20 protein-coding genes are annotated in these 20774 nt (G+C 57.2%); 4 read left to right on the top strand and 16 right to left on the bottom strand.

Annotation, left to right across the window (positions count from 1 at the left end):
* Window positions 1-555 precede the first annotated feature (555 nt).
* The 8 genes from mnhG to Poly24_RS27440 form a co-directional block, all read right to left on the bottom strand.
* The gene (mnhG, locus tag Poly24_RS14245; protein ID WP_145096435.1) at window positions 556-903 is read right to left on the bottom strand and encodes a monovalent cation/H(+) antiporter subunit G; all 348 of its coding nucleotides are present in this window, start codon (window positions 901-903) and stop codon (window positions 556-558) included.
* Window positions 900-1229 (bottom strand): monovalent cation/H+ antiporter complex subunit F, encoded by a 330-nt coding sequence (locus Poly24_RS14240; protein ID WP_197451902.1) that lies wholly within the window; start codon window positions 1227-1229, stop codon window positions 900-902. The genes mnhG and Poly24_RS14240 overlap by 4 nt, the downstream gene beginning before the upstream one ends.
* Window positions 1226-1699: a Na+/H+ antiporter subunit E gene (locus Poly24_RS14235; RefSeq protein ID WP_145096432.1), complete on the bottom strand. Its 474-nt coding sequence runs from the start codon at window positions 1697-1699 to the stop codon at window positions 1226-1228. Before Poly24_RS14235 ends, Poly24_RS14240 begins: the two co-directional genes overlap by 4 nt.
* Window positions 1696-3324 (bottom strand): Na+/H+ antiporter subunit D, encoded by a 1629-nt coding sequence (locus tag Poly24_RS14230; RefSeq protein WP_145096429.1) that lies wholly within the window; start codon window positions 3322-3324, stop codon window positions 1696-1698. The genes Poly24_RS14235 and Poly24_RS14230 overlap by 4 nt, the downstream gene beginning before the upstream one ends.
* On the bottom strand, window positions 3321-3668 hold the full coding sequence (locus tag Poly24_RS14225; RefSeq protein ID WP_145096426.1) for a Na+/H+ antiporter subunit C: 348 nt from the start codon (window positions 3666-3668) through the stop codon (window positions 3321-3323). Before Poly24_RS14225 ends, Poly24_RS14230 begins: the two co-directional genes overlap by 4 nt.
* A gap of 5 nt (window positions 3669-3673) precedes the next feature.
* Entirely contained in the window at window positions 3674-4087 is a 414-nt protein-coding gene (locus tag Poly24_RS14220) for a Na+/H+ antiporter subunit B (RefSeq protein ID WP_145096423.1), read from the bottom strand.
* A gap of 3 nt (window positions 4088-4090) precedes the next feature.
* Window positions 4091-6448 carry a putative monovalent cation/H+ antiporter subunit A gene (locus Poly24_RS14215; protein WP_145096420.1) on the bottom strand — a complete coding sequence of 786 codons (2358 nt, stop codon included), beginning with the start codon at window positions 6446-6448 and terminating at the stop codon, window positions 4091-4093.
* Between the two features lie 975 nt (window positions 6449-7423).
* Window positions 7424-7591 carry a hypothetical protein gene (locus Poly24_RS27440; protein WP_231753139.1) on the bottom strand — a complete coding sequence of 56 codons (168 nt, stop codon included), beginning with the start codon at window positions 7589-7591 and terminating at the stop codon, window positions 7424-7426.
* 65 nt (window positions 7592-7656) lie between these two features.
* On the opposite strand from Poly24_RS27440, the gene Poly24_RS14210 reads away from it, so the two are divergent.
* Window positions 7657-9105: a mechanosensitive ion channel family protein gene (locus Poly24_RS14210; protein ID WP_145102897.1), complete on the top strand. Its 1449-nt coding sequence runs from the start codon at window positions 7657-7659 to the stop codon at window positions 9103-9105.
* A 23-nt stretch (window positions 9106-9128) separates the two neighbouring features.
* On the opposite strand, the gene Poly24_RS14205 is transcribed toward Poly24_RS14210, so the two are convergent.
* Window positions 9129-11516 (bottom strand): heavy metal translocating P-type ATPase, encoded by a 2388-nt coding sequence (locus tag Poly24_RS14205; RefSeq protein WP_145096417.1) that lies wholly within the window; start codon window positions 11514-11516, stop codon window positions 9129-9131.
* A 125-nt stretch (window positions 11517-11641) separates the two neighbouring features.
* Here Poly24_RS14205 and Poly24_RS14200 point away from each other — a divergent pair, with 125 nt between their 5' ends.
* Window positions 11642-11989, top strand: a complete 348-nt coding sequence (locus tag Poly24_RS14200; protein WP_145096413.1) for a four-helix bundle copper-binding protein — start codon at window positions 11642-11644, stop codon at window positions 11987-11989.
* A 305-nt stretch (window positions 11990-12294) separates the two neighbouring features.
* Window positions 12295-12489, top strand: a complete 195-nt coding sequence (locus Poly24_RS14195) for a hypothetical protein (RefSeq protein ID WP_145096410.1) — start codon at window positions 12295-12297, stop codon at window positions 12487-12489.
* Window positions 12490-12719: 230 nt separating this feature from the next.
* On the opposite strand, the gene Poly24_RS14190 is transcribed toward Poly24_RS14195, so the two are convergent.
* The 3 genes from Poly24_RS14190 to Poly24_RS14180 form a co-directional block, all read right to left on the bottom strand.
* Window positions 12720-13847, bottom strand: coding sequence for a hypothetical protein (locus tag Poly24_RS14190; RefSeq protein ID WP_145096407.1), 1128 nt, complete (start codon window positions 13845-13847; stop codon window positions 12720-12722).
* Between the two features lie 228 nt (window positions 13848-14075).
* Window positions 14076-14990 (bottom strand): YihY/virulence factor BrkB family protein, encoded by a 915-nt coding sequence (locus Poly24_RS14185; protein WP_145096404.1) that lies wholly within the window; start codon window positions 14988-14990, stop codon window positions 14076-14078.
* Between the two features lie 249 nt (window positions 14991-15239).
* Window positions 15240-15989, bottom strand: a complete 750-nt coding sequence (locus Poly24_RS14180) for a DsrE family protein (protein WP_145096401.1) — start codon at window positions 15987-15989, stop codon at window positions 15240-15242.
* 3 nt (window positions 15990-15992) lie between these two features.
* Between Poly24_RS14180 and Poly24_RS27080 the strand changes: the two genes are divergently transcribed.
* Window positions 15993-16142 carry a hypothetical protein gene (locus tag Poly24_RS27080; protein ID WP_197451901.1) on the top strand — a complete coding sequence of 50 codons (150 nt, stop codon included), beginning with the start codon at window positions 15993-15995 and terminating at the stop codon, window positions 16140-16142.
* Here the strand turns inward: Poly24_RS27080 and Poly24_RS14175 are convergent.
* From Poly24_RS14175 to Poly24_RS14160, 4 genes are all read right to left on the bottom strand, one after another.
* Entirely contained in the window at window positions 16139-17206 is a 1068-nt protein-coding gene (locus Poly24_RS14175; RefSeq protein WP_145096398.1) for a cytochrome-c peroxidase, read from the bottom strand. The genes Poly24_RS27080 and Poly24_RS14175 overlap by 4 nt on opposite strands.
* A gap of 64 nt (window positions 17207-17270) precedes the next feature.
* Complete coding sequence (locus Poly24_RS14170) at window positions 17271-18455, bottom strand: NAD(P)/FAD-dependent oxidoreductase (protein ID WP_145096395.1); 1185 nt, start codon at window positions 18453-18455, stop codon at window positions 17271-17273.
* Window positions 18456-18466: 11 nt separating this feature from the next.
* The gene (locus Poly24_RS14165; RefSeq protein WP_145096392.1) at window positions 18467-19219 is read right to left on the bottom strand and encodes a DUF1641 domain-containing protein; all 753 of its coding nucleotides are present in this window, start codon (window positions 19217-19219) and stop codon (window positions 18467-18469) included.
* A gap of 100 nt (window positions 19220-19319) precedes the next feature.
* Entirely contained in the window at window positions 19320-20744 is a 1425-nt protein-coding gene (locus Poly24_RS14160; RefSeq protein WP_145096389.1) for an MBL fold metallo-hydrolase, read from the bottom strand.
* Window positions 20745-20774: the final 30 nt, after the last annotated feature.

Below are 20774 nucleotides of genomic sequence, written 5' to 3'. Positions count from 1 at the left end.
ACCAGCACGAAACGTAGTGGACGAGGCTACGAGTCCTCTCGCATGCATCAGACCAAATCGCTGGGACTCGTAACCTCGTCCACTACATCCCGCGGCCAATTCTTGCGGCGATACGAGGCTCCTTCGTTGAACGGTATTGCCGATGTGCGAATTGACCATGCGGCAATACCAGCACGAAGCGTAGTGGACGAGGTTACGAGTCCTCTTGCATGCATCAGACCAAATCGTTGGGACTCGTAACCTCGTCCACTACATCACGCCGCCAATCCTTGCGACGGTGTGTGGTTCCTTCGTTGAACGGTATTGCCGATGTGCGAATTGACCATGCGGCAATACCAGCACGAAGCGTAGTGGACGAGGTTACGAGTCCTCTTGCATGCATCAGACCAAATCGCTGGGACTCGTAACCTCGTCCACTACATCAAGCCGCCAATTCTTGCGGCGGTGCGAGGCTCCTTCGTTGAATGGTATCGCGTTAAACGCGGCGGCAACGCCCCGCGCGTCGTTTCGCGGGGCTACAAAACCTGACGATCGGCTAGCTGATCGTTCTTCGCGCTAGGTGCTTTCTGGTTCCTCGTGAACATCCGCGGGCGGTGTTTCATCGACGACCGTGCCGCTCCATTTTGGGACCTGCAGACAATGGGCGGCGTGACCGATCATGTGAGCAGCCACCGGTGCCGTCAGAAATAGGAACCCGATGATCAATACCGCAACCGTTGCCGTTTCCATGTTCTCGAATCGCACGGCAGCAGCGAGAATGGTGCAACCAACACCGAGGGTCGCACATTTCGTGGCCCCGTGCATCCGCGTATAGAGATCGGGCATGCGCACGATGGCAATCGAAGCCAGCAGCGAGAAGGCCGTGCCGGTGATGAGCAGAATAATCGTCACGTAATCGTTCATTGGCGAGGCCCTCGTTGCAAGTACCAGCAGAAGCCGATCGTGCCGATGAAATTAAACAGTGCAACCACCATGGCGACCCGCAGGAAAATCACTTCCCCGGTTTCCACGGCACTCACGGCGATCAGGCCGACCAACAGCACAGCAACCAGATCGATTGCGACAACGCGATCGGGCATCGACGGCCCCAGGACCAGCCGTAGAAACGCGAGGCAGAGCGCAATCACCAGCACCACCATCGAAACCTGAGCTGTTAAGGCGACCCAAGCTGTCGTTGCCAACACCGGGGCGGCGACGGATCCGAAGTTCACAAGGCAGTCGAGCATCATCGGATCAACTCCAGTAGTCGTCGTTCGAAACCGTTCTTGATGCTGTCCCGGACACTTTCGGGGCTGTCGACGAACATCGCATGCACATACAGAGTGCTTCGGTCTTCGGACAAATTGAGACTCAACGTGCCCGGTGTCAGCGTGATCAAATTGGCCAGGAGCGTGATTTCCTGATCGGTCTTTGCGTCCAATGGAACCGCCACAATTCCCGGTCGCATGTAAAGCGGAGGTGTGATGACATCGTAGGCGACACGGAGATTGGATAGCACCAGTTGCCAGAAGAAGAAAACAACAAACCGCAAAGCGACGGGCAAGCGTCGGAAATAGCGAGTCGGTCCCAACAACGGTTTGGAAAACCACAGGACCGCGTACCCGAGGAGAAAGCCAATCCCTAGGTTCGACAACGAAATTTGTCCGTTTGCCAGAGCCCAGACCAGTGCCAGGAAGATGTTGAAAAAGAAGTAAATCATTGCGATGTCACTCCGCGAGGGCGTGGTCGAAGTTCTTGCGGCTCAATGCGTTGTTCAGAGGCGTTTGAGTTCCCTGCAACCGGGACAATCGGGCCCGGTCGGCTAGCGGTCAGATGATGGTCCGGCAGCACCGCTTCGATGTAAGCATCTTGGTCCAGCAGTTGTTTGGCGGTGGCAATGGAAACATTCATCACCGGTCCGGCTAGTGCACCGATTCCTACGGTGATCGTTGCGAGCAGGAGTATCGGACCGAACAAGCTCGCTCGAACCGAGGTTGAATCATCGAGACCGTACGCGGCAGTCACCGCTTCTTCGGGTGCCGGTTTCCAAAACACTTCGGCCCAAATTTTTGTCATCGAGAACAGTGTCAGTAGACTCACGACAAGTGCCACGGCAACGATGGCGTAACCTTCCGCTTCAAGTCCGCCTTGGATCAACGTTAGTTTTGCGAAGAAGCCCGAAAGTGGCGGCACTCCCGCCAGCGACATGGCGGAGAGAAAGAACAGCGTCGCCAACATGGGAGCGGAACGGTAAAGGCCGCCGACATCTTTCAGTTGCCCGCTATCGAAACGCCGTTCAACAAGACCGCTAATCAAAAACAGATTCGTTTTGACGACGATGTGATGAATGATATAGAAGATCGAACCGGCGAGGGCCAGCGGCGTGAACAACGCCAGCCCCATCAACATGTATCCGATCTGACTCACAATATGAAACGATAGGATGCGGCGAATCTCGTTTTGAGCCATCGCGCCTAACACCCCGGTCACCATGGTCATGCCGGCGATTAGCAACAGTAGGAAGTGAGTGAATTCCAGATCTGTGACGAACAATAGCGTAAACGCGCGAATCAACGAATAGACGCCGACCTTCGTCAGCAGCCCCGCAAAGATTGCGGAAACGGCGACCGGAGGCGTGTGGTACGACGCGGGGAGCCAGAAGAAGAGAGGGAACACGGCGGCTTTGGTTCCAAACGCGATCAAAAACAGCATCGCCAACACGGATACGATCCCTTCATCGGGAAAGCTCCGCAACTTCAGTGCGAGGTCGGCCATGTTCAGCGTTCCAGTGGCTGCATAGATCACTCCGATTGCCGCTAGAAACACCGCAGAAGAAATCAAATTCAACGTGACATACTTGATTGCACCTTCCAGTTGTCCTCGTTCGCCGCCAAGTGTCAGCAGGACAAACGACGCAATCAGCATGACTTCAAACCACACATACAGGTTAAACAGATCGCCTGTTAGGAATGCGCCGCACACACCCATCAGCAATAACTGCATCAGCGGATAGAATCCGTAACTCACGCGACTCGCATCGATCGACGCCAACGAATAGACCGACACCGAAAACCCCATCAGCCCCGCCAACATTACCATGATCGAGCTCAATCGATCCGCGACCAGCGTGATGCCAAAGGGGGCCGGCCAATTTCCCACTTGCAAGACGAGGATCTCATGGCGGTCAACCAGGCACAACAGTATCGCGGCCGACACTGCAAGCAACGTCGAACCGATCAAGCCGATGATTTTCTGAGTCGCGATGGACTTCCACGCAAACAACAGTATCGCCATCGTGGCAAGTGGTAGAGCGATCGGTGCGATCACGGCAACCTGAGCATTCATTTGTCGGTCGCCTTGAGTTGGTCTAGATCATCGGTTTCTAAGGTTTGATAGGTTCGATAGACGAGAACCAACGCAAACGCCAGCACTGCAAAGCTGATCACGATGGCGGTCAGGATCAACGCTTGAGGCAGCTGGTCGGCGACCTCCGCCAGAGGTTGCATTTCTCCGGATGGAACCACCGGCGCGCGACCACGCACGACGCCACCGGCAGTGAATATCAGCAGGTTCGCCGCGTGGCTCAGCAAGCCGAGCCCAATCAGCAACTTTACGACGCTGCGACGCAACATCATATAGATCCCTGCGGCATACAGACCGCCGACGGTGATCGCCAAGACAATATCCATGAGGCCTATTCTTCGAGAAGTGAAAAAACGAAAACGAGGGTGACACCGGTGACTACGCAGAAGACACCGAGGTCGAACAGCAGCGGTGTACCGAGATGGATTTTTCCGAATCCCGTCGTCGTGATCGTGGTCCACATACCGGTGAGGAAAGGACGGCCCAAAAGCAGTGGTAGCAGCCCACTACAGAGCGACATCAACAATCCCGAACCGATCAGTATGCGGTGCGGCACACGCACCACTTGTCGAGCGGCGGCCGCACTGTGAGTGATCGCGTACAATGCGATCGCGCCGCTGGCCATCAGGCCCCCGACAAAACCGCCCCCCGGTTCGTTGTGTCCGCGCAAGAACAGAAACACCGACGACAGCAGAATCAGTGGCATCAGGAATCGAATCGCCGTTTTCAGAATCACCGAATCCATGCTTCAATCCTCCGACTGCGTTGAAATCGGGCACGAACTGTTTGCCACATTGTTGGCTTCGTTGCCGAGGGCAATTCGTTTTGGAGGTCGCAGCATCAACAGCGAATAGACGCCAATCGCCGCGATCGAGAGAACCGTGATCTCCCCCAACGTGTCCAAGGCTCGGAAGTCGACAAGGATCACATTCACCACGTTGCGACCATGGGCTTGGCTAACGCTGTTCGTCGTGTAGTAATCGGATATCGGATGGTCGGTGCGAACGGTCATCGCGAACAGCAATAGCACCGTGATCGTCGCTCCGGCAACAACGGCAATCACTGCGTCGCGGGCACGTGTGCCGGCGGACGTCAAACGACGGAAGTCTGGCAGTCGTGAAAACGCCATCACGAACAGGATGACCGTCAGGGTTTCGATAACAAACTGCGTCATCGCTAGGTCCGGGGCCCCAAACAATACGAAGATGCCTGCGACCGAGTATCCGACAACTCCAAGCGATCCCACCGCCAGCAGCCATGTTTTCGCGCGAACCGCCACCACCGCAGCCACCAGAATCAAGCCCGCCAACAGCAGCTCGTGGATTCGAAAGTCCAGTGGCATCGGTTTCAGGTGCGATCGCACTTCGCCTGACAGCGCCATCCAAACACTGAATACAGTGAGTCCGACCATTGTGAGCAAATAGAATCGCAAGTAACCGTTTTGCAGAATGGCGGTCTGCCAGCGTGCAAACTGCGTGACAGATTTCAACAGCCAACCGTACCCCCACGCCGGTCCATATTGGATGAAGCGATCGGCCGATTTGAAAACGCCCTCCAGCCGATGCCGTTGTGCAAATAACGTCAGCCCACCGGCTAAGGTCAGAAGCGATAACAGCAAGGTCACGTTGACGCCGTGCCACAACGCTAAGTTCACCGGCACAACGCTTCCCGCAATTGCACTACTTCCGGCGGTCAGCAATCCGCTGAACTGCGTCGACATCAACCCTAATGCCAATCCCGTCGTGCCTAGTGCAACAGGCGGTCCCCACATCGCCAGACTTCCTTCGTGCGCTGCTTGCGTCGCGTCGGTTCGACTTCCGAAAAACGGTTTGATGCAAACCAGCCCCACGGCCGCTACCAATCCGATGTTGGAGAGGACCGATGCCGCCAGGAAACCGATGCCAGCGACGTCTCCTCCAACCGCTTCGTACCATGTCTCCTTTGCGATGAATCCAAACGTCGGCATGACTCCCGCCATCGATATACCGCCAAGCAACGCCGCAGCAAACGTGGCGGGCATTGTCAAACGCAATCCGCCCAGTTCACGGACATCGCGTTGATGAATTGCGTGGTCGATGGCTCCGGCCACCATAAACAATCCGCCTTTGTAGAATGCATGCGCGACCAGTATCACCAACGCGGCGATCAACGTGGCTTCGGTTCCAATGCCCAGCAGCATGGTCAGCGTTCCCAACACACTGATGGTGGCGTAAGCCAGAATCTGTTTAAGATCGGTCGCCCGCAACGCCATCGCCGCGCCAAGTATCATTGTGATCGTGCCAACTGGAGCGATCATCCAGAACCACTCCGCTGTCCCACCCAAAATTGGGTGCAGCCGTGCGATGAGATAAATGCCCGCTTTCACCATCGTGGCCGAATGCAAATACGCACTGATCGGAGTGGGAGCGGCCATCGCGTTGGGCAGCCAGAAGTGAAACGGAAATTGAGCCGACTTCGTGAACGCTCCGACCAGAATCATGATCAGGATCGGAACATAGAACGCGTGCTGACGGATTTGTTCGCTGTTCTCAAGCAGCGTGGAGATCTCGAACGACTCTCCCACGCCTCCCAGCAAAATCAGCCCCGGCAACAGCACCAATCCGCCACCGCCCGTCACAAGTAACGCCTGCAAGGCGGAAGCACGCGATTCGGAACGTTCGCTGTTGAAACCGATCAGCAGGTACGACGTGATGCTGGTCAATTCCCAAAAAATGAAGAGCGTCAGCAGGTTATCAGCCAACACAAGTCCCAACATGGCTGCCATAAACAGCAGCAAGAACATCCACAACCGACCGAGCCGATCGTCACCATTTAAGTAGGCTCCGGCATAGATCAGAACCAACGCGCCTATGCCTGTTATCAGCAGCCCGAATATTAAACTTAGTCCATCCAGCCGCATCGAGATCGCAAGATTGAGTGCCGGGACCCATTCGATAGATGACGACAGATTCTGCTGGTTTAGCACCAACGGCCCCTGTTTCATCAGGCACGCAAATACACCGGACGGAAACAGAGCGAGGGCCCATCCACCGCCAGATCCGATGACGCGATTCACTCCACCCGCAAGACTCGCTGCGAGCAGGATAACCAACAGCCACAAAAGCATTTACGTTCCCGAACGAACTATATAAGAAATACAACAGGTCTCCAATTTAAACACAATTCCGTTCAACGAAGCGTCGTGGACGAGGCGACGAGTCCTTCTGCATGCATCAGACCAAATCGCTGGGACTCGTAACCTCGTCCACTACATCCCGCCGCAAATTATTGCGACGGTCCGCGGCTTCTACGTTGAACGGTATTGAATGGAAACATCCAACGACTTGTCGGTTTCCCTCGACTGCCAGAGTCACACCGGCGCATCAAGTGTGACTCCCTTCAACAATTTGCATGGCATCGATTGAATGGCCAACCGAAGCAATCGACTTGCTTAGCCGCCGTCCAAATGCGGCGGTGACACTATTGGGACAACGCCATTGCGCTATGCATTCGCTGCGGGGCGATGTGCCACGCGTGCAGCATCATCGGTCACACGGGACCATTACACATAACTCGCCAAAGGACACCTGTGGATCCCATCCACGGGCATGTGCCTGAACAATTCGGCATCGGCCTGGTTCATGGAGCAGACCGAAATCACATCTATTGCCTATCAATGCGAACTCAATCCGGGGTGTGCGGGAACAACAAACAGCGAGGCATGAACGTTAAGCCTGCCGAGCTCTGCTGCCGTTAAATTGAACGGTTCACCCTACCCGTTGGATTGGCTGATTTCAACCCGCTTCGCAACGCAGTTCGGTGAATTCGATCAGGATATATTTGTGGCATTTTTTTGACGTTCTGCACTTGCGTCGGGGCAGCATTTGTCGACTGGAATGAGCCGGTGCAGGGCAGGCTAACATGCTTTCGCGGCGGGCACAGGGCTTGGTTGCCGGTTTGCGTAAAACATGGCGTTAGTCGTGCCAGGGTTTACCTAATGCGGAAGGTTTCGGACCGTCGCCATTGGCGAGATTCTTTCTGAGTGATGGCGGATCGTCGCCCGTCCTCCCGTATCGTCAGCCAGTGCGATGGTGTAAAGGCTTTAGCCGACGACTGCGCCGAACGGTTCGACCCCAGCCACTGCTTCGTTTGCCGTTCTCGACTTGCCGCTGCGGATCTGGAACGGGATTTGCAACGTGCTTCTACCGCGTCCGCGGCGGCTCTGTTGGTTCAACGGCTCGTTGAACCCTTCGGGGTCGGGAGGACGCATCGAATTTCGTGCTATGTAAATCTCCGCTGCCATCGAACGGGAGCAACGCCAGTGAAGGAATGTCGATGATCAGCCAGCGGCCAGGTAGACGATACATCTCAACCTACGGACTATGGATCACGCTGTTGGTTGGTTCCGTTCCGGCGTTGGCTCAAGAGGGGACGCCGACAGCCGATGATGTGGCAACGGAGGTGACAAAGCAGGCGGCCGATGATGATGCAGCCCCCGCGACGGTCGCCGAAAAGGTCCAGGTCGATCCGGTCAACAGCGACCAGCGAATCGAAAACCGGTTGCAGGAGATTTTGAAAGCGACCGGATGGTTTACCGACAGTGAAGTGCGAGTCGATCGCGGCGTTGCGTTCCTTACCGGGATTGCCGACACGGAAAAACATCAGCAGTGGGCCGAAGCGACCGCGATGAAGACATCGGATGTTGTGGCGGTGGTCAATCGGCTGCAGGTTGCCGATCGTCCATTCTGGAATTTTGCTCCTGCACTGCGATCGATGAAGGATCTCGCGCACGAAGCGACCAGCCTGCTGCCGCTGGTTCTGGTCGCGGCAATCGTCGTGCTCGTAGGCTATTACCTTGCACGGTTGGCAGCTTTGATGACCCGCAAGCTCACCAGCCGCAGCGTCGACAGCCAGTTGCTGCAGCAAGTCGCCGGCAATGTCGTGGGTGTCTTGATATTCATCGTCGCGTTTTACATCGCCCTGCGAGTCTCCGGCCTAACGCGCCTCGCGGTCACCTTGTTGGGCGGCACCGGTCTGGTGGGGCTGGCGATTGGGTTTGCATTCCGTGACATCGCCGAGAACTATCTCGCCAGCATTCTGATCTCGCTGAATCATCCCTTCCGAGTTGGTGACTTAATCGAAGTCGGCGACGTTGGCGGAAAAGGGGCGATGGGGTTTGTCCGCCGCGTCACGATGCGAGGGACGATTCTGAGCACGCTGGAGGGAAACCAAATCCAGTTGCCCAATAGTACGGTCTACAAAGGGATGGTGACCAACTACACCGCGACGCCACTTAGCCGGCTCGACTTCTCGGTCGGGGTAGGTTTTGAGGATTCGATCGGCGAGGCGCAAGACCTGATCATGCAGGTGTTGACGCAACACGAAGCGGTCGTGAGTGAACCGGCACCGATGGTTCTAGTCGAATCGCTCGGTTCGGCGACGGTCAATTTGAAAGTCTATTACTGGTTCGATTTGACGAAGAACTCCGGATTAAAGGTCGGCAGTTCGATCATCCGCCAAGTCAAACAATCGCTCACCGCGGCGGGGATCACGATGCCCGACGAGGCTCGCGAATTGGTCTTCCCTCACGGCGTACCGGTTCAAATCAGCGAAACGCCGGTCGGCGGGGCACCAAATCCGCCTGCGATTCCGCAACCCAAGCCACAGCCGAGCGAAGCGGTGGTGAACCGTGGCGAGGGGGATCTGGAAACCGAACGGACCGATGTGATGAAGGCGACCGATGGAGATGAGACGATCGCGGGTGAAGCGAATTTGATCGAGTAGATCAGATCGTCTCCGCCGGTGCGTTATGAAAGTCTTGCCGTGCGTAACCGCAGCGAGTTGGCGATCACCGAGACGCTGCTCATACTCATCGCGGCGGCCGCAATCATCGGGCTCAACAACATCCCAAAGACCGGGTACAACAAGCCTGCCGCGACCGGAATCCCTAACGCGTTGTAGAAGAAGGCGAAGAAGAGATTCTGGCGGATGTTGCGCATCGTCTTGCGACTCAGGGACCCCGCCGCCGCCACGCCGCGCAAATCGCCGCCGACCAACGTCACGCCCGCCGATTCGATCGCCACGCCGGTCCCCGTTCCCATCGCGATGCCGACGTTTGCTTCGGCGAGTGCGGGCGCGTCGTTGATTCCATCTCCGCACATCGCCACGATCTTTCCATCGCGTTTCAGTTGGCGGATGAATTCGTGTTTGTCGGTCGGCGAAACACCCGCGTGGAATTCGTCGATACCTAGCTTCTTTGCGACCGCTTCGGCTGTCGCTTCCGCATCGCCCGTCAACATGACGACCTTCAAACCCAGTTCGTGTAACGTCTGTAGCGCCGCGGGAGTGCTCTCTTTGATCGGATCGGCGATTGCCATCGTCGCCGCCAACTTGCCGTCGATCGCGACGAAGACGACCGTCGCCCCTTCGGCTTGGTGAGCTCGCGCGTTCTGCCGTCCCAAATCGATATCCGAGACTCCCTGATCGGCCAGTAGGTCCGCGTTGCCAATCAACACCTTCGTGTGATCGACGCGTCCCGAAACACCACCTCCCGTAACGCTTTCGAAATTCGTCGCCTCAGCTACTTTCAAATCGTCCCCCTTCGCCCTGCGAACGACCGCTTGAGCCAACGGGTGTTCGCTTTGAGCTTCCACCGCAGCGGCAAGCTCCAGGACATCGGCGGTCCTCCAATCGCCAAAGGTCTCGACGTGGGTGACTTCCGGCCGTCCCTGCGTCAGCGTGCCCGTTTTGTCGACGACGATCGTGTCGACCTTTTCCATCACCTCCAGAACTTCCGCATTTTTGATCAGCACACCATCCTTCGCCCCGCGTCCGACGCCGACCATCACCGACATCGGTGTCGCCAGTCCCAACGCACAGGGGCAAGCGATGATCAGGACCGCGACCGCTGCGACAAAGGCATGCGCCAGCTGTGGTTCTGGCCCCCAGACGGCCCAGCCGATAAATGCGACGATCGCCGATGCGATCACTGCCGGGACGAAATAGCGGGCAACGACATCGACCAGCTGTTGGATCGGCGCTCGGCTGCGTTGGGCGTCGGCGACCATCTGCACGATCCGATTGAGAACGGTATCACCTCCGACGCCGACAGCTTCCATGACCAGAGCCCCGGTCTGGTTCAACGTCCCGCCGGTGATTTCATCCCCTTCGGCTTTCGGAACGGGAACCGGTTCGCCTGTTAACATCGATTCGTCGACGCGGCTCGCCCCGCTGACAACGCGGCCGTCGACCGGGACCTTCTCTCCCGGACGCACTCGCAATCGGTCCCCCTTGCGGACCGCATCCAAAGCCACTTCCTCGTCTCCGTTCGCGTCGATGCGAGTTGCCGTTTCGGGAGCCAATTCCATCAACTCTCGAATCGCGCTGCCGGTCTGCAGCCGGGCGCGCAGCTCCAGCACTTGGCCGAGCAAAACCAAGGTGATGATCACCGCAGCCGCTTCGAAATAGAGGGGCGGTGCACCGTTTTCATAGAACGCCTCGGGAATCACGCCTGGCAACAAGACGACCACAAGACTAAAGAAGTAGGCGGCCAAGCTGCCGACGGCGATCAGCGCGAACATGTTCAGGTTGAGCGTGCGAAACGACTTCGCTCCGCGAACCAACAACGGCCACCCGCACCACCAAACGACCGGCGTTGCCAACGCGAACTGCAGCCAACCAAACGCGGTTTGGGTCATCCAACTACTGACATTGATGCCGATCATCGGTCCCATCGCAATGATCAGCAATGGCAACGACAACGCGACACCGACCCAGAATCGCCGTCGCATGTCAGCGTATTGCGCTTCCTCCGCACGGTTCTCCCGTTCGACCACTTTCGGTTCCAGATCCATGCCACAGATCGGGCAATCGCCGGGGCCTACCTGTTCGATTTCCGGGTGCATCGGGCAGGTGTAGATCGCATCGGGATTTGACACGGCACCGGTCGACTTGGTCGATGAGCCACCATTGCCACCGCAACAGGAATGTTCACCGCCGGCGCCGAGGACGCGAAGGCCTTGCGATTTTTGCTTCCGCGCAGCGAGGACCCCTGCCGGATCGTTGTCAAACTTTCGTTGGCAACCCTCGCTGCAGAAGAAGTACTCCTCCCCGTTGTATTGGCTGTGCCGCGAGTCGGCGACATCGACCGTCATTCCGCAGACGGGATCGGTCGCGGTGCTGCTCTTCGTTTCCATCGTTTCATCCTTCGCTGTCGTATTGGCATCTGGGCATTATACCGTTCCCTGGTATGCAACTTGCATTCCGGGTTGGCAGCGGCGAAGGGCGTCGCGCCACCACCTTATGCAAAGGAGGAACCCAAATGAGTACGGCAACCGCCAACCGACAAGACTGCATCAAAAACTGTCAACAATGCCAAACCATGTGCGCCGATCAACTGACCAGCCACTGCTTGGTCGAAGGGGGCGAACACCTTCAGCAAGAGCATGTGCAATTGATGCTGGATTGTATCGCTGCATGCAAGGCGTGCATTGACTTCATGAGCCGAAATAGCGAATACCACGCCTTTTACTGCAACGCCTGCGCGGAGGTTTGCAAAGCGTGCGCCGACAATTGCGAAAAGGTTGGTGACATGGATTCGTGTGTCGCGTGTTGCCGCAAATGCGAGCAGAGTTGCTCTGCGATGGCAGCGGCGTCGCTCAACGCCTAACCGATCGTCATCGGTGCAACGCTAGCCTCTTCTATGCAGGACGCGGCACGCGGTCTTGAGAAACAGGCCGCTTCCGCTTTCCGCAGTTAAACGCCCACCGATTTTCCATGCAAGGTGACAGTGCCTGACATGGTGCACGGCCTTGCATCGGTGGCCAATCAGCCCCGGTTGTCGTGAAACCTGTGGCGTCCCACGTGGCGTCCCACGGGGCCGCATCGCGCGAAGTGCGGGGCGGGTTGGCGTTCACGTCGTGCCCAGTGGAACCACGCACGTGACGTTGCCAGTCTCGATGAGGCCTCGCATACATGCTTGGTAAATCGAAAGAGATCGCTCTCTTCGAGTCCTTCGATCGCCACCTGTTCCACAAAATCGAAACCGCAAGCAAGCACTTCCGCTTGGAAGACCTTCTGGTCCGCGCGCATGTGACCGAACAAAAAGATGCGGGACACATCGTGAATATGGTTGAAGTCTATCAGGACCAAGCGGTGGTCCATCTCTGAAATCGGGAGTGATCGATGGGGTTCGATGCGGTGCCGCCACGGGACTGTCCCTTCTTACTGGTGGGGCCGTGGAATTTAGGCTCGAGTAAGCAGCGCCTGAGTCTGCACAAGAAAATCCCCGTTCAGGGAATCGGGAGTGCGATTCCCTGCGGGGATTTCGTGGTGGGGCATATCGTCCATTCAACAGGCAGGAACGTATTCTATCATTGGCCTGCCGGACGAAGCGGACTCTACTTCTTCGCGACGCTGCGTTGGATCGAGTGCTCCTTGCCATCGACGGTCACGTTGCGGGCGATCAACATCAACCGCTCTTTCACGCGTACGGCAGGGCCGCTGACCGTCAACTTGCTATCCTTCTTCACGTCGAACGGAAGGTCGTCCTTCGGTCCCATGTCGACCAACAGTTTTTTATCGCCGTCGGTTTTCAGTTTGGCAAGTTGGTGCGTCTTGCCGCGGACGTCGACGGTCTTGATGTCCGATACCGTCCCGGAGAATTTGCGACCGCTGCGGTCGATCGATCGTTCCTTACCATCGGTGGTTAGCTTGCAAGCTATCAGAAAACGCTTCTCGCCAACCGTCATCGGCGCACCTTCGGCTTGCAGGTCTTGGCCCAAGCGAGGCATCTTGTCGATTTGATCGGCGGGGCCAAGGTCGACGATGACGTTTTCACCCTTCTTACTGTCCTTCAGCACAACGACGATGTTGGTTCCTTGTGGCGTCTTCACCTCCTTGGCTGCTTTGACTTCGCCCGATCGCTTAACGACCTTCGAACGCTTCGACTTTTGTTCGTCTTGCGCCTTGTTTCGACTTTGGCGATCCTGCTTCGCCGCGTTGTCGGCGTCCGATTTTGTAAAGCCGACGTAGTTGTAGGTCTCGTACACGCCGTCCGAATCGGTGTCGCTGTACTCCGCAAACGCATCGTAGACGCCATCGTTATCGTGATCAAAATAGGCGGCTGTGTAATCGAAGTAGCCGTCGCGGTCGTAGTCGCTCGCATCCTGGTATCCCGAATCGTAGTAGTCGTAGAACCAGTCGTTGTCGGCGAATTGGTCATCGTAGTAGCCGTGGCTGTTGGTCGACCAATCGATATCGTTGTCTTGGTCCGAGGAGGTCCGTGCGTCCGCGGCATCATACGTTTCATCGTCCCAGCGACCGATCGCTTCGTCGGTTGGGTTGTAGTCGTTGCCGTCGAACCATTCGCTGACGTCATACCACGCATCGTCTTCGTAATACGGTGTGTTGTCCCCAAACTCTTGATCCGCGGCTCGAACTTGTGGGGCAACGGCGAATGGCGTGAACGTTCCGATGGCGAGCGCGAGTACCCAGCGACGGCGTTTTGTGGTTTGTTGCATCTTCATTTGTGACAGTCCTCCGATAAGAGAAAATAGATGGACGGTCGCTAGAAGTGAGCGACCAACATCGACGTAATGTTGGGGGAGATTCCGTTGCAGCCTGCGTGCCAATTCGCCGAGAAGTCGGAGATTGAATTGGCTTCCAAACCTATGGGGCCGATGGTCCTGTTCTGAGGTGACGGCAATTGCTGGGGTTATTCCACGCGATGCCGGATTTCGAATCGAGCGGCAATGTTACGATCGAGAGGGGCGGACTTGTTCGACCACTTGAACTGCGTGCTTCTCTGGCTGAATCCCGTGGCCGAACCTCGCTGCGTAAACCTGAGTCGCCTCTGCGCCCAGCAGCACGATCATCGCGCTGTAGTAAACCCAGACAAGGATCACTGCCAACGAAGCGGCCGCTGATCCCAACTGAGCTCCGGGTTCGCTGAAGCCAAAATAAATCTGCATGCCATAACGCCCCACCAAAAACAACGCTGTCGTTATTGCCGCGCCGACCATCACGTCGCGCCACCGGACGTCGGCGTCGGGCATGAATCGAAAGATCGCCGCGAAGATGGTGAAGACCACCGCAGCTTGAACGCCGTAGTTGATGGTGCGAGCGACGATGCCGCTGATCCCGATCCACTCTCCCAATTGTTGGCCCGCGCTGGAAAGAACCGATGAGACGACGAGGGAGACGAGCAGCAGGAATCCCAGCCCTAAGATCATCGCAAAGGAGAGCAGGCGTTTGCTGAGGATCGTCCACAGCGTGGAGGCATTGGGATCGGGTTTGACTTCCCACACGCGGTTAAGTGCATCATGCAGCGCTCCGACCACACCCGTCGCACCGACGATGATGCCCAAGAAACTGATCGCCGTCTTCCACCACGTGCCGCTCGATTCGCGGTTCTGCTGCAAAATTGTGGTGATCCCGTCGGCAGCCGCCGGATTCCCAAGCATGTCCGCCGCCTGTTCCTCCAACACCGCTTCCGCTTTTGCGTGGGCCCTGTCGCTTTCGTAGGCGACCGATAAGCCGTAGGTGAGCACCGATAACAGCAGGTACAGCAGCGGTGGCAGGGCAAAGGTTGTGTAGTACGCTAGTGCCGCCGCGAGCGTGGTGCAGCGGTCTTTGGAAAACTCCGAAAAGGTCTGTTTTAGGAAGTCCATGCGATTGCCGAGTTTGGAGTGCGATGCGTGCGTCTGCCGGGCAAAACCCGCAATCGACATTCTCGGCCGCGGATTCGACAGACACTCGGCTCGCAAATCGCATACCGGCCCTGCCAGCAGCGATCGACGCCAAGGCGCTCGGCGATCGCGCTGTCCAATCATCCAACAGGTCGGTCGAAGAACGAACAGCGATCGGCAAAAGCGGAAGGGGCCAAATCGGCTCCGCTCATCCGCTGCGGCTAATCGCAGCTAGCGGTTTCGATCGTTTAGGGCATCAACACTTTTGTCGGCACTGGACGCTGACGTCGCGCGCGCTGCAGGCGCAGGTTTCGGAGTCGCGATCGCAAGTGGAATGTACGCGTAGCCATCGGACTGTAGATTCACAATCGCAGTCAGCGCAGAAACCGCGACGTCGATGAAGTCGGCGACTTCGTCGGGGGCACCGCCTTGACCGTTTAGTGCTTGACCACAGACGAAAAGTTCGACGCCAGCATCATGCAGTTGCCGCAACAGCTTCAGGTTGGGATTGCTCGCCGTTTTGAACTTTGCGGTGTAAGCGTCTTCATTCAACACCGCCAGCGTTGCGCCACCGTGAAAGACGACAGCGATCTTGGCAGCGGCAGGTTTCGCTCCGGCACCAGCGTAGATATTGAGAAACCTCGCGAGCTTCTCGACTCCGGCATTCAATTGAGCGGGATCGCCGCCACCTGTCAGATCGACAACCAGTTTGGTGCCTGTCCGCGGCTGCTGAGCAGCGTCGGGCAAGTGAACGACGCCCCCATGGTTCGCAATGACGGGATAGATCAGCGGCCCCGATCGCCCCACTTTTTCATCGGCGGCCGTTTGGTGCCGCGTCTCTTTGCCATGCTCTAAACCTGCCTCGCGATCACCACCGTCGCCCGATGCAAGTCGTTCGCCCGTCGGCTGCTGTGCTGCTGCGGGTGCGATGGCCAGCAGGCCAACGATCAAAAAAGAAAACAAGGGAATGCTGCGAATCATTTGATGGCTCCATTGGGAGAGGTGGTGGGGAATCTGAAGGCGGTGGAGTTTGAGGTCAGTCGGATCGATGAGCGGTCCAAGCGTCCGACCGCGGAGGGGCGTCAGTTAATGAAGAGCTATCGCGCGGCTGGGAACTCGCGGCGAATAAGCTAACTTTCTTCGCGCTGCCTTTTTTCCGCTGGTGCGCGAATCACCGATTCTCCCGAGCGTGATGGAAGTCGAGGGAAGATGAGTTCGGGAAATTCGCCCTCCAGCGATTCCATGAATGCTGTCAGGTCGGCGACTTCCGCATCGGTCAGCTCGACGTCCAACTGAGTAGCCGCCATGACCCGACACGCTTCGGCCAATGAATTCACACGACCGTTGTGGAAGTAGGGAGCCGTAAGGGTGATATTCCGCAACGTCGGCGTTTTGAAGTGATGATCATCCGCCGAATCCCCCGAGGCATTGGAACGCCCGAGGTCGGCGGTCAATTCGTATTGGGTGACGTAATCGGAATCGGGAATCCGTGGGAACGGTGCGAACTCTGCCTCGCTATCGGGGCGCCAGCCATTCAGTGCCGGGCCGGAGTGACACTCGGTGCACCCGGTCGATTCGAACAGTTCCATGCCACGAATTTGAGCTGAACTCATGGCATCCTTCTGCCTGGCGAGATAGCGGTCCAAGGGAGCGTCCGGCGTGATCAGCACGCGTTCAAACGCAGCGATCGCGTCGACGGCGTTTTCAATCGTGACATCGCTATCGTCCCCATACACTGCTTGGAATTCTTGAATGTAGGCTGGAATGTCCTTGATGCGGCCGATCACTTGGTCGTGAGCGAGCATCCCCATTTCGACGTCGGCAACCATCGGGCCCTTGGCTTGTTCTTCTAGCGTTGCGGCGCGGCCGTCCCAAAACTGGGAGGCTTGAAACGCGGAGTTCCAAACGGTCGGCGCGTTGCGTGGCCCGGTCAGCCCGTCGACGCCCATCGAAGTTGCCCGGCCATCGTCGCCACCTTCCATTACATTGTGACAACTGTTGCAGGAGACCGTTCCCGTGGATGACAGACGAGGATCGAAGAAGAGCTTCTTCCCCAGTTCGATTTTCTCGTTTGTGTCCCCCGGTAAAGCGGCGGTCTTGGGCAGCGGGGCAAAATCTTGGGCATGGACGTCGGCGATTCCAAGTATCAGGATTGCGATCGCGAGTGGTTGGATGCGTGCTCTTGTCGTGTAATTCATGGTCGGTAAATCCAATGGAATGCGAAGGGGATTCGCGGGTGGGAGGGATTGGGTAGGGAGACGATCAGACGCGTCCACGCAGCATGCCGTGCCAGTAGAGTGCGGGAAGACCGAACTTCTTAAGGAGGAACATGCTGAAGCGCTCCTTCGACTGTGCAAACGGAAAGGTTTCCGCCGGCTGCCCGCTGTAGTCGAATTCGGCTAAGACCAAGCTGTCGTAGCCGGTCACCACGGGGCAGGATGTGTAACCATCATAACTTGCAGTCAGCGGTTCCTGTTGGATTAGGGAGAGTAGGTTGTTGACCAGCACGGGAGCTTGCTTGCGAACCGCCGCTCCCGTTTTGGATGTCGGCAAACTCGAAGCATCTCCGATTCCGAAGACGTTGCTAAACCGCGTGTGTTGCAGCGTATGTTTGTCGACATCGACCCAGCCTGCTTCGTCAGCCAATTCACTGTTGGCGACAAAATCGGGGGCACTCATCGGCGGTGTGACGTGGATCATGTCATATTGGATGATTATCTCTTCGTCGGTATCCATGTGCCGATAGACAGCTTCTTTCGTTGCCGATCGGATCTCGACAAGGTTATGTCGAAAACGAGGTTCAACGCCCTTTCGCGCCGCCACCTTTTCGAGCACCTCGCGATACTGATCCACCGCAAACAGACGGGGACCCGCGGTCGTGAAGATGACTTCAACGTCGTCGCGAACTCCATTGCGACGGAAATAGTCCTCCGCCAGATAGCAGATCTTTTGTGGAGCCCCACCGCACTTGACTGCACCGGCAGGCTGCGTGAACAACGCCACCCCCTGTTTCATGTTGCGAATCGATTCCCAAGTGCTGGCCACTGTCTCGATCGAATAATTGCTGCACACCCCCTCCTTGCCGACAGCCTCCTTCAGGCCTTTGACCTTGTCCCAATTGAGCTGAATACCGGGAGCAACGATCAGGTAGTCGTAGCTGATCGTTTCGCCATCGCGAGTCGCCAGATGATTGGATTGCGGCGTGAACGTATCGACAAAGCTCTTGATCCAAGTGACACCGTAAGGGATCAGATCAGCCTCGTCGCGTCCCGATTCTTCGGGCTTGAACATTCCTCCGCCGACCAAAGTCCAAAGCGGTTGATAGTAGTGCTTTTGTGACGGTTCGATGATCGCGATGTCAAGCGACGGGTTCGCGTTTCGCAGTCGCGCGGCAACCGTGATTCCGGCCGTTCCGCCACCGACGATAACGATTTGATGATGACTCATGAAACTTGGCCTCAAGGGTTAGAAGGAGTGGGAGGACATCGATCGCTTGTCGGTTGCTGTTCCAGCACGCCGCCAAAGCATTTCGCGAACTGCAATCCAAACGAAAGAGCGCGTTGCGTGTTGGGATCGCGGATCGCACCCAACAACCCGAATACACCAACGCGATTCGGGACCGGATGCTCACACGTACCGCGATGGCAACTCGAGAGTGCGGATCCGGCCATCCCCACCGTCGATACCGAGTGCTCGCTGAGAACATCGGACTTCAGCAAATAACCGATTCGATCGAGTTCCTCTTTACGGATATGACCGCCCAAGTACAACGCAGCGTGCAGCCCTTGTCGGACGCTTTGTTCCAAGTCGATGCCTTCGGCTTTCACCTGCGTTGCCCATTCGTCGAAGACATCGACGGCGGTTGCGATCAGGTTCGGCAGTTCATCCAACAACGCACTCCCTTCGGCGAGTTTCGGCAACCGAGCGACCAGACGCTCGAGGGCTTCCAAATTCGTCGGTTCAGTGATCTGAAGCAGCAGTTGCATCAACTGCGTTCCACGCTGTTCGATGTCGATTCCCGCCTGCGACGCGTTGCGACTGACCGCATCGAAAACATCGACCGCGATCGCCAGCAGATTCGGCAACTCACCCGCGGCGGATAGCGTCTGATCGAGCGTCTCGGCATGATCCAGCAATCGATGCAGGACTTCCGTCGTGTGCTGATCGTTCAACCGATCGGCCAAAGAAGGTCTTTGAACTGTCGTTTCCATGAATGGTCTTTCCGTTAGGTTCCCAAGCGTAAGTCGTCGACGAGGATCGACGACTTTGAAAACAGGACGCAACTCAATCGCGACTTGCGTTTCTAAGCGTTCAGCTGCTCATCGCGTGTTGCGGTTTTACGCTCGGCAGTCCCGCCGCTTTCCACGCGTTGTAGCCGCCGGTGAGATTGACCACGTCCTTGAAACCAGCGGCTTGCAAAACGCTGACACCGATCGCCGACCGGGCTCCGCTGCGGCATTGCACCACCAATTTTTGGTCGCGGGGCAGTTCCGCAAGCGTGGCGGGCAGGCGACCGAGGAAGCGATGCTCCGCCGCGGCGATATGGCCTTCGTTCCACTCCTCGTCGGAGCGAACATCGATCAGCTTCACATCGCCCGTTTCGATCTTTGCGGCCAGTTCGTCAGGGCTGCACGTCGGGTACGATTCGCTCGCCAAACCTTGCGACCGGACTTCGTTGGTATCGAACGCGCCAAGGATTTCCTCGACGCCGATCTTATGCAACACGCGTGCCGCTTCTTCCAACTGATGTGGTTCGCAGATCAGGTAGGTCGGTTTGTCGTAGTCGAGTAACCATCCAGCCCATGCCGCCAGCATCCCCATCGGGATATTGATCGTTCCGGGGGGATGCGCTTTGCCGTAGTCCGCGGCGGCGGACAAATCGACGACCGTTCCCGCTTGCACCGCGTCGGCGAGTCCCGCGATCGGCAGCATGTTGTGATGATGTCCCGCCCCGAGAACGCGTGGGCCTTCTTTGTTCACCCGCTTCATCACCGCAAAGTACTTTGGCGCTTCGGGTTGGTCGGCCAAGATGTACCGCACGAAAGCCTCTTCGTCATCGAACTGCAGCGCCGGATTGAACAGCTTTTCATAGCCGACAGTCGACGACGGGATCGCTCCCAATCCCTTGCCACAAGCGCTGCCGGCACCGTGGGCTGGCCAAACCTGCAGATAGTCGGGGAGTGCTTTGAATCGCTCGGCCGACTTATAAAGATCGCGCGCTCCCGGTTCCGCGGTCCCCGTCAGTCCCGCCGCTTCTTCCAGAAGGTCGGGGCGTCCGATCGATCCGACGAAAACAAAGTCGCCGGTGAAGATGCCCATCGGCTTGTTCGCGCCACCTCCTTCGTCGGTCAACATGAACGAAATGCTCTCGGGCGTGTGCCCCGGCGTATGCAACACATCCAAACGGATGTTCCCCACCATAAAATGATCGCCATCGTGCAACAGGACGCTCTTGTATCCGTCGAGATACAGATACTTCCAATCGGCGGGGCCTTCATCGCTGACGTAGAGCGTCGCGTCGACGCGATCGGCCAACTCGCGGGCCCCCGAAACGTAGTCGGCGTGGATGTGTGTCTCGACCACTCCGACTAGCTTCAGCCCCTCTTTCGCTGCCATCGCGAGGTACGGCTCGATGTCACGGCCTGGATCGACGACAACGGCGACCTTATCGCGTTGACAACCGACCAGATACGAAGCGTGAGCAAGTTTTTCGTCGTAGAAATATTTGAGCAACATGATTGGGTTCTCCCTTGCTAGAAACCGAGT

The sequence above is a fragment of the Rosistilla carotiformis genome (assembly GCF_007753095.1).
In the GTDB taxonomy this organism is placed as follows: Bacteria; Planctomycetota; Planctomycetia; order Pirellulales; family Pirellulaceae; genus Rosistilla; species Rosistilla carotiformis.
Note: the sequence above shows the minus strand (reverse complement) of the source record. Positions and strands in the feature narration are given on the sequence as shown.

What these genes read in the sequence shown, in the direction of transcription:
- Poly24_RS14210 (WP_145102897.1), top strand. Translation starts at nt 7,657, where the DNA reads ATGATCAGCCAGCGGCCAGGTAGACGATACATCTCAACCTACGGACTA.
- Poly24_RS27080 (WP_197451901.1), top strand. Translation starts at nt 15,993, where the DNA reads ATGGCTCCATTGGGAGAGGTGGTGGGGAATCTGAAGGCGGTGGAGTTT.
- Poly24_RS14230 (WP_145096429.1), bottom strand. Translation starts at nt 3,324, where the DNA reads ATGAATGCTCAGGTTGCCGTGATCGCACCGATCGCTCTACCACTTGCC.
- Poly24_RS14225 (WP_145096426.1), bottom strand. Translation starts at nt 3,668, where the DNA reads ATGGATATTGTCTTGGCGATCACCGTCGGCGGTCTGTATGCCGCAGGG.
- Poly24_RS14195 (WP_145096410.1), top strand. Translation starts at nt 12,295, where the DNA reads ATGCTTGGTAAATCGAAAGAGATCGCTCTCTTCGAGTCCTTCGATCGC.
- Poly24_RS27440 (WP_231753139.1), bottom strand. Translation starts at nt 7,591, where the DNA reads ATGCGTCCTCCCGACCCCGAAGGGTTCAACGAGCCGTTGAACCAACAG.
- Poly24_RS14175 (WP_145096398.1), bottom strand. Translation starts at nt 17,206, where the DNA reads ATGAATTACACGACAAGAGCACGCATCCAACCACTCGCGATCGCAATC.
- Poly24_RS14170 (WP_145096395.1), bottom strand. Translation starts at nt 18,455, where the DNA reads ATGAGTCATCATCAAATCGTTATCGTCGGTGGCGGAACGGCCGGAATC.
- Poly24_RS14180 (WP_145096401.1), bottom strand. Translation starts at nt 15,989, where the DNA reads ATGATTCGCAGCATTCCCTTGTTTTCTTTTTTGATCGTTGGCCTGCTG.
- Poly24_RS14185 (WP_145096404.1), bottom strand. Translation starts at nt 14,990, where the DNA reads ATGGACTTCCTAAAACAGACCTTTTCGGAGTTTTCCAAAGACCGCTGC.
- Poly24_RS14200 (WP_145096413.1), top strand. Translation starts at nt 11,642, where the DNA reads ATGAGTACGGCAACCGCCAACCGACAAGACTGCATCAAAAACTGTCAA.
- Poly24_RS14205 (WP_145096417.1), bottom strand. Translation starts at nt 11,516, where the DNA reads ATGGAAACGAAGAGCAGCACCGCGACCGATCCCGTCTGCGGAATGACG.
- Poly24_RS14215 (WP_145096420.1), bottom strand. Translation starts at nt 6,448, where the DNA reads ATGCTTTTGTGGCTGTTGGTTATCCTGCTCGCAGCGAGTCTTGCGGGT.
- Poly24_RS14165 (WP_145096392.1), bottom strand. Translation starts at nt 19,219, where the DNA reads ATGGAAACGACAGTTCAAAGACCTTCTTTGGCCGATCGGTTGAACGAT.
- Poly24_RS14160 (WP_145096389.1), bottom strand. Translation starts at nt 20,744, where the DNA reads ATGTTGCTCAAATATTTCTACGACGAAAAACTTGCTCACGCTTCGTAT.
- mnhG (WP_145096435.1), bottom strand. Translation starts at nt 903, where the DNA reads ATGAACGATTACGTGACGATTATTCTGCTCATCACCGGCACGGCCTTC.
- Poly24_RS14190 (WP_145096407.1), bottom strand. Translation starts at nt 13,847, where the DNA reads ATGAAGATGCAACAAACCACAAAACGCCGTCGCTGGGTACTCGCGCTC.
- Poly24_RS14240 (WP_197451902.1), bottom strand. Translation starts at nt 1,229, where the DNA reads ATGATGCTCGACTGCCTTGTGAACTTCGGATCCGTCGCCGCCCCGGTG.
- Poly24_RS14220 (WP_145096423.1), bottom strand. Translation starts at nt 4,087, where the DNA reads ATGGATTCGGTGATTCTGAAAACGGCGATTCGATTCCTGATGCCACTG.
- Poly24_RS14235 (WP_145096432.1), bottom strand. Translation starts at nt 1,699, where the DNA reads ATGATTTACTTCTTTTTCAACATCTTCCTGGCACTGGTCTGGGCTCTG.